Source organism: Micromonospora sp. NPDC048905, assembly GCF_040649655.1.
GTDB lineage: Bacteria > Actinomycetota > Actinomycetes > Mycobacteriales > Micromonosporaceae > Micromonospora.
The window spans coordinates 175,810-189,894 of the sequence record NZ_JBEZFV010000009.1; the positions used below are offsets into that span (position 1 = coordinate 175,810).

Genomic DNA, 14,085 nt, shown 5'->3' on the forward strand with positions numbered 1-14,085 from the left:
CCCGGGTTTCCCGAGACACCTGGCAATGGTTGTAACCGGGTGTGTCCACGCCGACACGTGGGTATCTGTCGACCATGACGAATACGGGGAATGATCGATCTATTCGCCGGGCCGGACCGGGGCGGCGCCACGACAACAGGCGGGTCCTGCTGGTGGTGCTGGCCGCATGGGCGGTGGGGGCGGTGGTCGCCCTGATCGGCTGGACTGTCGCCGGCGGCGAGCGGCAGCCGGACGACCTCCGGATCCTGGTGGTGCTGCTCATCATCCCGGGCCTGATCGGGCTGGCCGTCGCCTGGGGGACGGGCAGGTTGACGGCCTGGCGCCAGCGTGACCGGACCGGGTCGTGACCTCGCCGCCTCCCCCGCGGCGACAGCCGATCGGCCGCCGCGCCGTGCTGGTCGCCGCGGGTCTGGCGGTGGGGCTCCCGGCGGTGGCGGTGGCGGTGATCGCCCTCGACGGGCGGGACACCTCGCCGGGCGGCCTCCTCAAGATTTTCCTGATCGCGCTCGTCTTCGGGGTGCTCGGCGCGGCAGTGGCCCTCCTGGCCAGCCACCGGCTACCCGCACCCCGGACCACCAGCCCGGCGGCCCGCCAGGCCCTGCGCGCCGGGCACACCGACGACCCGCGCGTCGACGCCCTCGCCCGTCAGGAGGCCGAACGCCGCCGGGGCAGACGCTGGGTGCTGTGGATCCTCGGCGTCGCCGTGCTGGCCGAGGCGCTGCTGGTCGTCGGCGCGTCCCGCCCCTCCACCCGGGTGATCGCGGTGGTGCTCGGCGTCTTCTGGGCGGCCCAGGGCTGGCTGCGCTGGCGTGACCTGCGGGAAGCCGACCGCTACCTCGCCAACCACCGCACCACCTGAGCGCCCCCGGACAGACCACCGGCCCCGACGGACGGATCCATCGGGGCCGGTCGCGGCGGCGCTACAGCGTCGGCGGGGTGAACGTGCCGACCGCGGACTCCAACGCGGCGGCGACCCGGTACATCCGGTCGTCGGCCATCGTCGGGGCCATCACCTGCAGGCCGACCGGCAGCCCCTCGGAGAGCCCGCACGGCACCGAGATGCCCGGCCCGCCGTACAGGTTGGTCGGGATCGTGTACAGGTCGGCGAGGTACATCTGGTACGGGTCGGCGGTGCGCGCGCCAATCGGGAACGCCACCGACGGGGTGGTCGGCGAGATCAACGCGTCGACCCGCTCGAACGCGGCGGTGAAGTCCCGGGTGATCAGCGTCCGGACCTTCTGCGCCTGCCCGTAGTACGCGTCGTAGTAACCCGACGACAGCGCGTACGTGCCGATCATGATGCGGCGCTTGACCTCCGGGCCGAAGCCGGTCTCGCGGGTCAGCGACATGACCTCCTCCAGCGACCGGTTGCCGTCGTCGCCGACCCGCAGGCCGAACCGGACGCCGTCGAACCGGGCCAGGTTGGAGGAGCACTCACTCGGGGCGATCAGGTAGTACGCCGGGAGCGCGTACGCGAACGTCGGGCAGGAGATCTCCACGACCTCGGCGCCCATCTTGGTCAGCGCGTCCACCGACTCACGGAACGCGGCCATCACACCCGGCTCGGCACCCTCGCCGACGAACTCGCTCACGATGCCGAGCCGTACGCCGGTCAGGTCACCTGTCGCGCCGAGCTTCGCCGCCGCCACCACGTCCGGCACCGGCTGCGGGATCGAGGTGGAGTCCCGCGGGTCGTGCCCACCGATCACCTGGTGCAGCAGGGCCGCGTCGAGCACCGTACGGGCACACGGGCCGGGGGTGTCCAGCGACGAGGAGAAGGCGACCAGCCCGTACCGGGAGGTGCCGCCGTAGGTGGGCTTCGCACCCACGGTGCCGGTGACCGCGCCGGGCTGGCGGATCGAGCCGCCGGTGTCCGAGCCGATCGCCAACGGCGCCTCGTACGCGGCCAGCGCGGCGGCGCTGCCGCCACCCGAGCCACCCGGGATCCGGGTCAGGTCCCACGGGTTGTGCGTCGGCCCGTACGCCGAGTATTCGGTGGAGGAGCCCATCGCGAACTCGTCCATGTTGGTCTTGCCGAGCATCACCGTGCCGGCGTCCCGCAGGCGCTGCACGATCGTCGCGTCGTACGGCGGACGCCAACCCTCCAGGATCTTCGATCCCACGGTGGTCGGCACGCCCCGCGTGGCGAGCACGTCCTTCACCGCGACCGGCACACCCGCGAGGGGACCCAACTCCTCACCGGCGGCCCGGCGCTCGTCCACCGCGCGAGCCGCGGCGAGCGCGCCGTCGCTGTCGACGTGCAGGAAGGCGTGCACCCGGTCGTCGACCGCGGCGATCCGGTCCAGGTGCGCCTGGGTCACCTCGACGGCGGAGGTCTCGCCGCCGGCGACCAGGCTCGCGATCTCCGTCGCGGTCATTCGCGTCAGATCGGTCATGAAGCCACATCCTCGGTCAGGATCCGCGGCACGCGGAACCGCTGGTCCTCGGCGTCGGGCGCGCCCGACAGCGCCTCCTGCGGGGTCAGGCACGGCGTGACGACGTCCTCGCGGAAGATGTTGGTCAACGGCACCGAGTGCGAGGTCGGCGGAATGTCCGCGGCGGCGACCTCGCCGACCTGGGCGACCGCCTGGAGGATCACGTCGAGCTGGCCGGCGAACGTGTCCAGCTCCTCCTCGGTGACGGCGAGCCGCGACAGGCGCGCCAGGTGCGCGACCTCCTCGCGGGAGATGGCGGCCATCCGTGCCCCCTTCTGATGTCCTGCTGGTCGGGCGGTGTGCCGGCCGCACGACGACGGAAGCGTGACGCGCGGTGACCGGAGCGAGTCTATTGTTCCGCTCCGGTGCCGCGTCCCCGGACTCCCCCTCCGACGGCCCCCGTGCCGGGTCAGCGGGTGGGGCGGCGCGTGACGTCGGCCTGCGGGTGCCCGCCCGTGGGGCGCACCGGCCGATACCGGGCCAGCCAGGTGACCAGCTCCGCGGCGGGCATGGGTCGGGCGTAGAACCAGCCCTGCGCCGCGTCGCAACCGGCGGCGTGCAGCATCCGCCAGGTCCGCTCGTCCTCGACGCCCTCGGCCACCACCCGCAACCCCAGCGCGCCGGCCAACTCGATCATCGACCGGACGATCGCCGCGTCGTCGGCGTCGTCGGCCATGCCGAGGACGAACGACCGGTCCACCTTCACCTCGGACAGCGGCAGCCGACGCAGGTGCTGCAATGACGAGTAGCCGGTGCCGAAGTCGTCGAGCGCGATGCCCACCCCGATCCGGTGCAACTGGGAGATGGTCGCCAGCACCCGGCGCGGGTCGGCCATCAACGCACCCTCGGTGATCTCCACCTGAAGCCGCTCGGCGGGCACCCCGTAGCGGGCCAGCCGGTCGGCGATCTGGTCGGCGATCTCGCCGGTGTGCAGGTCGCGCACGCTGACGTTCAGCGCCGCGCGCAGGCCGATACCGGCCGCCGACCACGTGGCGAGTTGCTCCACCACGTCGTCGACCACCCGCCGGGTGAGCAGCCGCATCACGGCGCTCTGCTCGGCGACCCGGATGAGCTCCTCCGGGTCGACCATGCCCCGCCGTGGGTGTCGCCACCGCAGCAGGGCCTCGACACCGACCACCTCGCCCGTCGCGATGGCGATCTGCGGCTGGTAGTACATCGTGATCTCCCCGGCGTCGTCGGCCGGTCCGTCGTCCGCGTGCGCCCACCCCGTCGGTTCGAGCGGTCGCCCCGGTGCGTCCGGTCCGACGTCCCGCCGTGGCCCGAGCCCGCCGGCGCCCAGCGCGGCGACCGCGCTCCCGTTCGGCGACCGCCTGCCGTGTCCGAGCCCGGCGCGCCGCTCCCGACCTCGACCCGGCCGGTTGCCGCCGACCGCGCCGCGGGTGTTGCGGCCCCGGATCGGGTCGGCACCTGTCGCGATCTGGTTGATCAGCTCGTCGGCGTGCACCAGGTCGGCGTCGTCGCGCCGCCGGCGTCCCCACCACCGGCCACCGGACGGGGGTGCCGTCGCGGTCGCCGGCGCCGGGTCCGTGTGCGGCGCGGCCTCGGCCGGCGTCCCGGTGGGCAGCGCCGCCCCGTCGCCGCCGCGCACCTCGGCCGTCACATCGAGGGGTACGCCGACCACCTCACCCGGCACGCCGTTCCGGCCGCGCCCGGCCTGATCCGGCGCTCCTCCGAGGCGACTGTGGCCGGCCGGATCGGCGTCGAACGGCCCGTCGACCGGCGGCCCGGACTCCAGTACGCGGCGCAGGTCGGCGAGGAGGCCGAGACGCTCGGCGGAGTTGTGGTCGGACTCGGGGGCGTAGACGGCCACCGTGTCGTTGCGGTGCTTGGCGTCGTACATCGCCACGTCGGCGTGGCGCATCAGAGTGGCGAAGTCCTCGCCATGCTCGGGGAAGAGGGCGATCCCGATCGACCCGCCCACGTCCAACGGAAGCCCGTCGAGTGGTACGGGCTCGGCCAGCGCCTCGACCACCTCGTCGGCCAACTCCCGCGCCTGACCGACGTCGGTCAGCCCGGTCATCACGATGGCGAACTCGTCGCCGCCGAGCCGGGCGATCATCTGGGGTCGAGGCCGCACGTCGGTGAGCCGCGCGCTCACCTCGACCAGCAGTCGGTCGCCCACGGCATGCCCGAGGGCGTCGTTCACGTTCTTGAAGCGGTCCAGGTCGATCAACAGCAGTGCCAACTGACCGTCGGGTTCGCCGCGGGCCGTCCGCTCGGCATGCACGTGCACCTGCTCGGCCACCTCGGTCAACAGCGCCTTGCGGTTGGGCAGACCGGTGAGCGGGTCAGCGGCGGCGAGGTGCTGCTGTTCGACGGTCAGCCGCGCCATCCGGTAGACGGCGAACAGCGGCACCAGCACCAGCGGGATCAGCGCCGCGCTGACCCGCGCCGCCGCGACGAGTACCGGGGCGAGCAGCAGCAGGGAGCCGGTGGAGAGCAACTCGAAGCCGAGCCCCTGCCGCAGGGTGGGCCACCACCGGTCTCCGAAGCGCAGCCGTACCGCCCAGCTGACCAGCCCGTAGTTGACGACGAACCACGCCAGCGTCGCCCCGCCGACGGCTGCCACGTCGGTCCAGTGCAACCGCCCGCCGGAGAAGATGGCACCCGGCCCGAGCAGGATCACGCCGTACGCGGCGGCGAGGGCACACGCGTACTGCCCGACGTTGAACGCCGTCCGCCACGCCGCGTGCCGCATCCGCCAGCCCGACACGACCACCCCCACCGCCTGCACCAGCACCGCCGGACCGAGGCCCCAGCCGAGCAGGATCGCGAAGGTGAAGCAGGTGGAGGGGAACACCGCCGAGGTCTGCCGGCGCCCCGGCGGGACGAACGGGCGGGCGTCGCAGACCACGGCGAGCGCGGCCATCGTCCAGAACGCCACCGGCAGCCGGGACACCTCGTCGGGAAGGGTCGCGAGTGGAACGGCGGCGGTCACCGCGGCCACCACCAGGATGCCGACGACGAAGGTGGCGAACGGCGCCACCCGTCCCGGGGGCAGCGAGTTGCGTGGGTCGGCGACCTCCACGACACCTCCCGACCGACGGTCGGCGTGCGGGTGCGCACGCCGTGACCCAATGAAACGCCCTCGGCCCCCGGTTTCCCGGTATGACAGTCACGAATCGGTCGTAGTCGTAATTAAGTTGGTATACGCGACCAGTCGCCGCGCATCGCCGCCCGCGCGGTCAGCCGCCCGGTTGAGCGACCTCCCGTGCGGCGTCCGGGCCGGCATCCAGCAGGAGCTGGAACCCGGCCTCGTCGAGCACCGGCACCTTCAGGCTGGCCGCCTTGTCGGCCTTGGACCCCGGGTTGTCCCCCACCACGACGAAGCTCGTCTTCTTGGAGACCGACCCGCTGACCTTGCCGCCCCGGCTCTGGATGGCCTCGGCGGCCTGATCCCGGGAGAAACCGGCGAGCGTGCCGGTCACCACGACGGTCAACCCCTCCAGCGGGCGCGGCCCCTCGTCACCCGCCTCCTCCACCATCCGTACGCCGGCCTCGGCCCACTTGCGGACGACCTCGCGATGCCAGTCCACCGCGAACCACTCGCGGAGGCTCGCCGCGATCGTCGGCCCGACCCCGTCGACCGAGGACAGCTCCTCCTCGGTGGCCGCGTCGATGGCGTCCATCGAGCGGAAGTGCCGGGCGAGCGCCTGGGCGGCGGTCGGGCCGACGTGCCGGATGGAGAGCGCCACCAGCACCCGCCACAGGTCCCGTTCCCGGGCGACGGCCAGATTGTCCAGCAACTTGCTGGCGTTGCTGCCCAGGCTGCCGTCCTTGTTGACGAAGAACGGGGATCGGGACAGCTGCTCGGCGTCGAGCTGGAAGAGGTCGCCCTCGTCCGCGATGACCTCCGCGTCCAGCAGGGCCGCCGCGCCCTTGTAGCCGAGCGCCTCGATGTCGAAGGCACCGCGACCGGCAAGGTGGAACACCCGCTCGCGCAACTGGGCCGGGCAGCTGCGGGTGTTGGGGCAACGGATGTCGACGTCGCCCTCCTTCGACGGCGCGAGCGGGGTGCCGCAGGCCGGGCAGGTGGTCGGCATGACGAACGGCCGGGCGTCGGCGGGACGCAGGTCGACCACCGGGCCGAGGACCTCGGGAATCACGTCGCCGGCCTTGCGCAGCACCACCGTGTCACCGATGAGCACGCCCTTGCGCTCGACCTCACGGGCGTTGTGCAGGGTCGCGAGCGCGACGGTCGAGCCGGCGACCCGCACCGGCTCCAACACGGCGAACGGGGTGACCCGGCCGGTGCGCCCCACGTTGACGTCGATGTCGAGCAGCTTGGTGGTGACCTCCTCCGGCGGGTACTTGAAGGCGATCGCCCACCGGGGCGCGCGGCTGGTCGAGCCCAGCCGGCCCTGGATGGAGACCGGGTCGACCTTGACCACCACCCCGTCGATCTCGTGCTCGACGTCGTGCCGGTGCTCGGCGTAGTAGGCGATGTATTCGGCGACGCCGGCCAGGTCGGGGACGACCCGCCAACGGTCGCTTGTCGGCAACCCCCACGACTTGAGCGCCGCGTACGACTCGGACTGCGCGGTGGGCTGGAACCCGCGACGCGCGCCGATGCCGTGCACCACCAGGCGCAGCGGCCGGGAGGCGGTGACCCGCGGATCCTTCTGCCGAAGGCTGCCCGCCGCGGCGTTACGGGGGTTGGCGAAGGGCGCCCGGCCCTGCTCCACCAGCCCGGCGTTGAGATCGGCGAACGCGGCGACCGGGAAGTAGATCTCGCCCCGAACCTCCACCAGCTCGGGAATGTCCGGGAATTCGGCGGACGGGGTCAGCTGACCGGGCACGTCCCGGATGCTGCGCACGTTGGCGGTGACGTCCTCACCGGTGCGGCCGTCGCCCCGGGTGGCGGCCCGGACCAGCCTGCCCTTCTCGTAGGTCAGGTTGATGGCCAGCCCGTCGACCTTCAGCTCGCACAGGTAGGGCGCCGGGCCGCCCGCGTCGCGCTCGACCCGCTCGGCCCAGGCCGCCAACTCCTCGTCGGCGAAGGCGTTGTCGAGCGACATCATCCGTTCGGCGTGGGTAACCGGGGTGAAGTCGGTGGAGAACGTGCCGCCGACGCGTTGGGTCGGCGAGTCGGGTGTCCGCAGGGCGGGGAACTCCGCCTCCAACGCCTCCAGCTCACGCAGCTGCTTGTCGAACTCGGCGTCGGGAATGGTCGGCGAGTCCAGCACGTAGTAGCGGTACTGATGCTCGGTCAGCTCCTGACTGAGCGTGGCATGCCGCTCCCGGGCCTGCGGCGTCGGCTCGGCCCCGGCGGCCGCCTCCTGCGCCGGGCTGACCTGCTGACCGATCTGCTCCTCGGACACACCGCCACCTTCGGACACGCCTGCGACCTCCCTGATCACGCTACTCCGGCACGGTATCGGGCCGGTGAGACAATCCGTTGCCCGCCCGCACTCGCAGCGACGTTCCTCTCCGCCGCGTTCCGTGGTCACTCGATGCTCGGTAGTCGTCGACGCCCGATCCGGCTGCTCACCCTCAAGTGATCAAGGGGGTGTCCCCAGGGTGCCGCGGGGCGTCGGGGCAGCCGCGGTGTGGTTGGCGGGCGGCACGGGCGACGGCGTGCGAGGATCGCCGGACGGTGCGGCCCGCGAGCCGCCACGAGGCGGGGGTACGCCCGCCGTCAGGCACGAGGCGGCGACACATCCGCCGTCACGCACGAGGCGGAGGCACATCCGCCGGTACGCACGAGGCGGGGTACCCGCCGGTGGGCAGAGCGGCGGGGATTCGTCCGTCGGTGGGCAGGAGGTTGTGCGATGCGCGAGGCACTGCTCTGGGCGGTGGCGATCCTGCTGGCCGTGGGTGCGGGTTGGGCCTGGAACAGCTGGCGGCACCGGGTTTCCACCCGACCGTCGGGCGCCCGACCGGATCGCCGTGCCACGGCCGGCACCGGCGGTCGTCGGCCCACCCCACCTCGACCGCGCGGCACCGACCGGCCGGGCGCAAAGCCCCGCTCACGCGACACCGAGCGGCGGGATGCCCCGGCGCCGGGCGAGATCTGGTGGGCCGACGTGCCGTACGCCGACGGCACTGGCTCGAAGGTCCGCCCCTGTCTGGTGCTGCGCGCCGACTCCCGGGGCGCCGACGTCCTCAAGATCACCAGCCAGGACAAGAGCGACCGCGACGACCACGTGCGAATCCCCACCCGGGACTGGGACCCCGGCGCGGAGCACGACAGCTACCTCAGCCTGACCGAGCCGGTCCGACTCAGCTCGGCCGCCTTCGCCGACCACGCCGGGCGCTGCGACGCCGACCTGTGGAAGAAGGTCCGCAACCTGCGCCACCTGCCCACTCCCTGACCACCGCACCGCGGCACCGCGGCACCGCGGCACCGCCGCACCGCCGCACCGCCGCACCGCCGCCCGACCAAAGACGGCGTGATCGACTCGGTTTCCTGCACACCGCGGCATCCGACACCACGGGACACCCCGACTTCCAGGAACCCGAGTGGATCACGCCCGCGGGCCAGCGCCGGGCAGACCAGAGCTGGGCAGACCAGGGCGGGCCAGGGCGAGCAGGGCCAGGCCGCGTGGGCCAGGCGGGTCGGTCAGTCCCAGGCGGCGCCCAGGGTGGCGAGTTGGTTCGCGTACTCGATGCGGTCGACCCAGCCGGTCGGCCAGGCGGCCATGCCGGCGGCCGCGCCCACGAACGCGCCGGCCAGGGCGGCGATCGAGTCGGAATCGCCGGCGGTGGTCGCGCCTCGGGTCAGTGCCGCGACGGGGTCGTCGACGTGCCGTACGGCGCAGAGCAGCGCGGTGGCCAGCGCCTCCTCGGCAACCCAGCCCTCCCCGGTGGCCCGGCACGGGTCGCCGCCGTCGTCCGGCTCGCGCAGAGCGTCCGTCAGTCGGTCCAGCACCGCCAGGCACTCGTCCCAGCCCCGGGCGATGAACTCCTCCGGCGTCCCGACCCCCGGGCGCTGCCAGAGATCACCCAGCCACTGCTCCCGGTAGACCAGGCGCTGGGACCGCGCCCGCTCGGCGAGGATCGCGGGTAGCTCGGGCAACGTGGCGCCCGCGCGCAGCGCGAAGACGGCGTACGCGGTCAGCTCGCTGGCGGCCAGCCCGGTCGGGTGCCCATGGGTCAACCCGGCCTGCAACTGGGCCAACCCGGCCATCGTGTCCAGGTCCACCTTCAGCAAGCCAACCGGGGTGACGCGCATGTTGGCCCCGCACCCCTTCGACCCGGCCACGGTCGCCTCCTGCCAGCGCAGCCCACGGCTCAACTCCGCGCAGGCACGTAGGCAGGTCATCCCCGGGGCGCGGTTGTTGTCCGGGCTGACCGCCCAGGCCAGAAAGCGCTGCCGCAGCAGCGGCTCCACCGCCTCCGGGGTGAGCGTCGGTGCCTCGTACAGCGCCCAGCCCACCGCGAGCGCCATCTGGGTGTCGTCGGTGACCAGTGCCGGCTCGCCGGACAGCTCACGTGGGCCGGTCGGGCCGTACCGGTGCTCGATCTCGGCGACGGTCAGGAACTCGGTCGGCTTGCCGAGCGCGTCACCGTAGGCGAGGCCGAAGAGTGAACCGGAGGCGCGCAGCGAAGAGGTGGGAGTCACGGCGGCCATGATGCCCGGCCGCCGCAACCCCGTCGGGCTCAGTCCCAGCAGAGGCAGAACGGGTGGCCGGCCGGGTCGGCGTAGACCCGGAAACCCTCGCCCTCGCCCGGCAGTCGCCGAGCCCCGAGCGCGAGTGCCGCCTTCTCCGCGCTCTCGATGTCGTCCACCGTCACATCCAGGTGGAACTGCTGAGGGCGCTCCGGATCCGGCCAGGCCGGTGCCCGGAGGTTGAGCGCCTGCTGGAAGGCGAGCCGCGGCTGGTGACCGGGCGGGCCGCCCAACACCACCCAGTCGTCCTCCATCTCACCCTCGGCGAGAGGCACGCCGAGCAGCTCGGCGTAGAACATCGCCAGCGCCCGCGGGTCCGGGCAGTCGATCACCACTGAACGCAGCTGTCCAATCATGAGCGTCATCCTGCCCACCGGATACGACAGGAAACCTCACACCTCGGCGAGCCGCCGGCCGGCGTCCCGGCACGCGGCGAGCACCGCCCGCGCGTACTCCGGGGTGGCACCGGCGAGACCGCAGGCCGGGGTGACCACCACCTGCTCGGCGAGTTGCCGACGGGGAAAGCCGAGGCGGTCCCAGACCTGGCGTACCCGGTCGGCGATCTGCGCGGACGTCGGCGCGCCACCGGCCGACGGCGGTCGGGTGGGCGCGGCCCCGGCCAGCAGTCCGAGGCCGGCGTCGAGCGCCTCGCCGAGCGGGTCCAGCTTGGTGACCAGATCCAGGTCGAGGGCGACCGCGACGGCGCCGGTGGAGCGGATCAGCTCCAGCGGCACGTCCGGGGCGCAGCAGTGCACGAGCGTCGGTACGCCGACCGCGTCGACGACCGTGCGCAGCAGCGCGGCGGCGTCCGCCCCGTCGACCGGCCGGTACGCGCCCAGCCCGCTCTCGGTCGGCACCCGCCCGGCCAACACGGTCGGCAACGACGGCTCGTCCAGTTGGAGCAGCACCGACGCCCGGGGCAGTCGCCGGGTCACCGCCGCGACGTGCGCGCGCAGCCCCTCGGCGAGGGAGCCGGTCAGATCGCGGACCGCGCCGGGGTCGCGCAGCATTCGGCCGCCGATCGGCAACTCCAGGGACGCGGCCAGCGTGAGTGGGCCGGCGGCCTGCACCTTGATCGGCCCGGTGTACTCCTCGGCCTGTTCGGCGAGCTGGTCCAGGTCACGTTCCATCAGGTCAGCGGCCCGGCGCAGGTCGCGGCCGGGGCGTGGGGCGACCCGCCAGCGTCCGGCGTACACCTCGACGGGCAGCTCGACCAGCAGCCCGGCGGACCGGCCGATCAGGTCCGCGCCGGGACCACGGGCCGGCAGCTCGGGCAGGTGGGGCAGCTCGGGAAGCTCACCGAGGACCACCCGCTGTGCCTCGCCGATGTCGGTGCCGGGCAGCGAACCAATTCCGGTTGCCGCGCCGGTCGGCCAGGGCCACGCCTGATCTGTCACGGGCGAAGGCTATCCCGCGAACACCGGGGCCGTGCGGTCAGCCGGTGATGGTCGCGGAGCCGAGGACCACGTCGCCGGCCGGGTCCGACCGGTACGCGACCACGGCCTGACCGGCGGCGACGCCGCGCACCGGCCGGCGCAGCTCGGCGTGCAGCAGGTCACCGTCGAGCGCGACGGTCGCCGGCACCACGTCGCCGTGGGCACGCAGTTGCACCTCGCACTCCACCGGCGCGTCCGGGCGCGCACCGCCGGTCCAGACCGGACGAACGGCCCGGACCTCGGACACCTCGAGCGCCTCGGCGGGGCCGACGGTCACGGTGTTGGTCTTCGGCGTGATGGAGAGCACATAACGCGGCCGTCCGTCGGCGGCCGGCCGGTCCAGGTGCAGGCCGCGCCGCTGCCCCACGGTGTACGCGTACGCGCCGCTGTGACTGCCGACCACCGCGCCGGTGCTGGCGTCCACGACGTCGCCGGGCGCCTCGCCGAGCCGGCCGGCGAGGAAGCCACGGGTGTCACCGTCGGCGATGAAGCAGATGTCGTGTGAGTCCGGCTTGTCGGCCACCGCCAGACCACGCTCGGCGGCCTCCGCGCGCACCTGCGCCTTTGTCGAGTCGCCCAACGGGAAGATCGACCGGTCCAGTTGCTCGCGGGTGAGCACGGCCAGCACGTACGACTGGTCCTTGGCGATGTCGACGCTGCGTCGCAGCAGCCCGTCCGGGCCGAGTCGGGCGTGGTGCCCGGTGACCACCGCGTCGAAGCCCAGGGCCACGGCCCGGTCCAGCACCGCCGCGAACTTGATCTTCTCGTTGCAGCGCAGGCAGGGGTTCGGCGTGCGCCCGGCGGCGTACTCGGCGACGAAGTCGTCCACCACGTCCTCGTGGAAACGGTCGGCCATGTCCCACACGTAGAACGGGATGCCGATCACGTCGGCGGCCCGCCGCGCGTCCCGGGAATCCTCCAGGGTGCAGCAGCCGCGCGCCCCGGTCCGATAGGTCTGTGGGTTACGGGCCAGCGCCAGGTGTACGCCTGTCACGTCGTGCCCGGCCGCCACCGCCCGCGCCGCCGCCACGGCCGAGTCGACCCCGCCCGACATAGCCGCCAGAACCTTCACCAGCGAACTCCCTTCCCCGTCCCCGCCACAACCCTATCCACCACCCCAACCCCACCCCACGCCCACACACCAACGCCCGTCACCCCCACCGTCGATCAAGGAGTTGTGGTGCCTGGAATGAGGTGGACGGCGGCCTTTGTCACCCACCACAACTCCTTGATCGACAAGGGCGGGGGGCGGGGGCGCGGGCGGGGGCGCGGGCGGGGGCGGGGGCGCGGGCGGGGGCGGGGGCGGTTAGCGGGGGGTGCGGAGGGCGGCGGCCCGGCGGGCTCGGTCCACCGCTGCCGGGAGGGCCGCGATGAGGGCGTCGACGTCGGCCTGAGTGCTCGTGTGACCGAGGGTGAAGCGCAGCGAGGAGCGGGCGCGGTCGTCGTCGGCGCCCATCGCCAGCAGGACGTGGGAGGGCTGGGCCACCCCTGCGGAGCAGGCCGACCCCGTCGAGCAGGCGATGCCCTGGGCGTCGAGCAACAGCAGCAGGGCGTCGCCCTCGCAGCCCGGGAAGGAGAAGTGCGCGTTGCCCGGCAAACGGTCGGTCGGCTCACCGTTGTAGATCACCTCGGGCACCGCCCGACGAACCCGCTCGACCAGGTCGTCGCGGAGTGCGGCCACCCGGGCCGCGTACTCCTGTTGGCCCTTCACCGCCGTCTCGACGGCGACCGCGAAGGCCACGATGCCGGCCGTGTCCAGGGTGCCGGAACGGATGTCACGTTCCTGGCCACCGCCGTGCAGCAGGGGCGTGGCCGGCACGTGCCGGGCGAGCAGCAACGCGCCCACTCCGGTCGGGCCACCCAGCTTGTGCCCGGTCACGGTCAGCGCGGCGACGCCGCTGGCGCCGAAGTCGACGGGCACCTGACCGACCGCCTGGATGGCGTCGGTGTGGAACGGCACCCCGTGCTCGGCGGCGACAGCGGCCAGCTCGGCGACCGGCTGGATGGTGCCCACCTCGTTGTTGGCCCACATCGCGGTAACGACGGCCACCCGGTCGGTGTGCGCGGCCAGCTCGGCGCGCAGGTCCTCCGGGTCGAGCCGACCGGCGGCGTCCACCGGCAGCCAACCGACCTCGGCCCCCTCGTGCTCGACGAGCCAGTCGACCGCGTCCAGCACCGCGTGGTGCTCGACGGAGCTGGAGACCACCCGACGGCGGCCCGGGGCGGCTCCCCGGCGGGCCCAGAAGATGCCCTTGACCGCGAGGTTGTCGCTCTCCGTGCCCCCACCCGTGAAGATCACCTCGGACGGCCGGGCGCCCAGCACCGCGGCCACCTTCTCGCGGGACTCTTCGACCCGGCGGCGGGCACGACGACCCGCCGCATGCAGGGAGGACGCGTTGCCGACCTCGCGGGCGGTAGCGACGTACGCCTCCAGTGCCTCATCGAGCATCGGAGTCGTCGCCGCGTGATCCAGGTAAGCCATCACCGACCAGCCTACGGCCGACACCGCGGCGCCCGGATGGCGGAGGGACCCAGTGCCGGAGCCGGGGTGGGAAATTCCACCCCGGCCCCGGCTGCGGCC

The 14,085-nt window shown here is 73.4% G+C and carries 12 protein-coding genes; 3 read left to right on the top strand and 9 right to left on the bottom strand.

The genetic code is table 11. The annotated features are described in order from the left end of the window. Window positions 1-74 precede the first annotated feature (74 nt). Window positions 75-347 carry a hypothetical protein gene (locus AB0C01_RS24075; protein WP_357572167.1) on the top strand — a complete coding sequence of 91 codons (273 nt, stop codon included), beginning with the start codon at window positions 75-77 and terminating at the stop codon, window positions 345-347. Continuing rightward, window positions 344-859: a hypothetical protein gene (locus tag AB0C01_RS24080; RefSeq protein WP_357572168.1), complete on the top strand. Its 516-nt coding sequence runs from the start codon at window positions 344-346 to the stop codon at window positions 857-859. Before AB0C01_RS24075 ends, AB0C01_RS24080 begins: the two co-directional genes overlap by 4 nt. A gap of 61 nt (window positions 860-920) precedes the next feature. On the opposite strand, the gene gatA is transcribed toward AB0C01_RS24080, so the two are convergent. The 4 genes from gatA to ligA form a co-directional block, all read right to left on the bottom strand. Then, window positions 921-2,396 carry an Asp-tRNA(Asn)/Glu-tRNA(Gln) amidotransferase subunit GatA gene (gene gatA / locus AB0C01_RS24085; RefSeq protein ID WP_357250691.1) on the bottom strand — a complete coding sequence of 492 codons (1,476 nt, stop codon included), beginning with the start codon at window positions 2,394-2,396 and terminating at the stop codon, window positions 921-923. Beyond that, window positions 2,393-2,698 (bottom strand): Asp-tRNA(Asn)/Glu-tRNA(Gln) amidotransferase subunit GatC, encoded by a 306-nt coding sequence (gene gatC / locus AB0C01_RS24090; RefSeq protein WP_007456314.1) that lies wholly within the window; start codon window positions 2,696-2,698, stop codon window positions 2,393-2,395. The genes gatA and gatC overlap by 4 nt, the downstream gene beginning before the upstream one ends. Window positions 2,699-2,844: 146 nt before the next feature. Next, a complete protein-coding gene (locus AB0C01_RS24095; RefSeq protein WP_357572169.1) occupies window positions 2,845-5,484 on the bottom strand; it encodes a bifunctional diguanylate cyclase/phosphodiesterase in 2,640 nt (879 codons plus the stop codon). 157 nt (window positions 5,485-5,641) lie between these two features. Further along, window positions 5,642-7,777, bottom strand: coding sequence for an NAD-dependent DNA ligase LigA (gene ligA / locus AB0C01_RS24100; protein ID WP_357572170.1), 2,136 nt, complete (start codon window positions 7,775-7,777; stop codon window positions 5,642-5,644). Window positions 7,778-8,227: 450 nt separating this feature from the next. Here ligA and AB0C01_RS24105 point away from each other — a divergent pair, with 450 nt between their 5' ends. Then, entirely contained in the window at window positions 8,228-8,770 is a 543-nt protein-coding gene (locus AB0C01_RS24105; RefSeq protein ID WP_357250700.1) for a type II toxin-antitoxin system PemK/MazF family toxin, read from the top strand. 248 nt (window positions 8,771-9,018) lie between these two features. Here AB0C01_RS24105 and AB0C01_RS24110 read toward each other — a convergent pair whose 3' ends face one another. The 5 genes from AB0C01_RS24110 to AB0C01_RS24130 all read right to left on the bottom strand — a co-directional run bounded on the left by AB0C01_RS24110 (window position 9,019) and on the right by AB0C01_RS24130 (window position 13,986). Next, on the bottom strand, window positions 9,019-10,029 hold the full coding sequence (locus AB0C01_RS24110; protein ID WP_357250706.1) for an ADP-ribosylglycohydrolase family protein: 1,011 nt from the start codon (window positions 10,027-10,029) through the stop codon (window positions 9,019-9,021). A 29-nt stretch (window positions 10,030-10,058) separates the two neighbouring features. Next, the gene (locus AB0C01_RS24115; RefSeq protein WP_357572171.1) at window positions 10,059-10,424 is read right to left on the bottom strand and encodes a VOC family protein; all 366 of its coding nucleotides are present in this window, start codon (window positions 10,422-10,424) and stop codon (window positions 10,059-10,061) included. 36 nt (window positions 10,425-10,460) lie between these two features. After that, window positions 10,461-11,465, bottom strand: coding sequence for a methionine synthase (locus AB0C01_RS24120; RefSeq protein ID WP_357572172.1), 1,005 nt, complete (start codon window positions 11,463-11,465; stop codon window positions 10,461-10,463). Between the two features lie 37 nt (window positions 11,466-11,502). Next, window positions 11,503-12,576, bottom strand: coding sequence for a tRNA 2-thiouridine(34) synthase MnmA (gene mnmA / locus AB0C01_RS24125; RefSeq protein WP_357250715.1), 1,074 nt, complete (start codon window positions 12,574-12,576; stop codon window positions 11,503-11,505). 234 nt (window positions 12,577-12,810) lie between these two features. Next, on the bottom strand, window positions 12,811-13,986 hold the full coding sequence (locus AB0C01_RS24130) for a cysteine desulfurase family protein (RefSeq protein ID WP_357572173.1): 1,176 nt from the start codon (window positions 13,984-13,986) through the stop codon (window positions 12,811-12,813). Window positions 13,987-14,085: the final 99 nt, after the last annotated feature.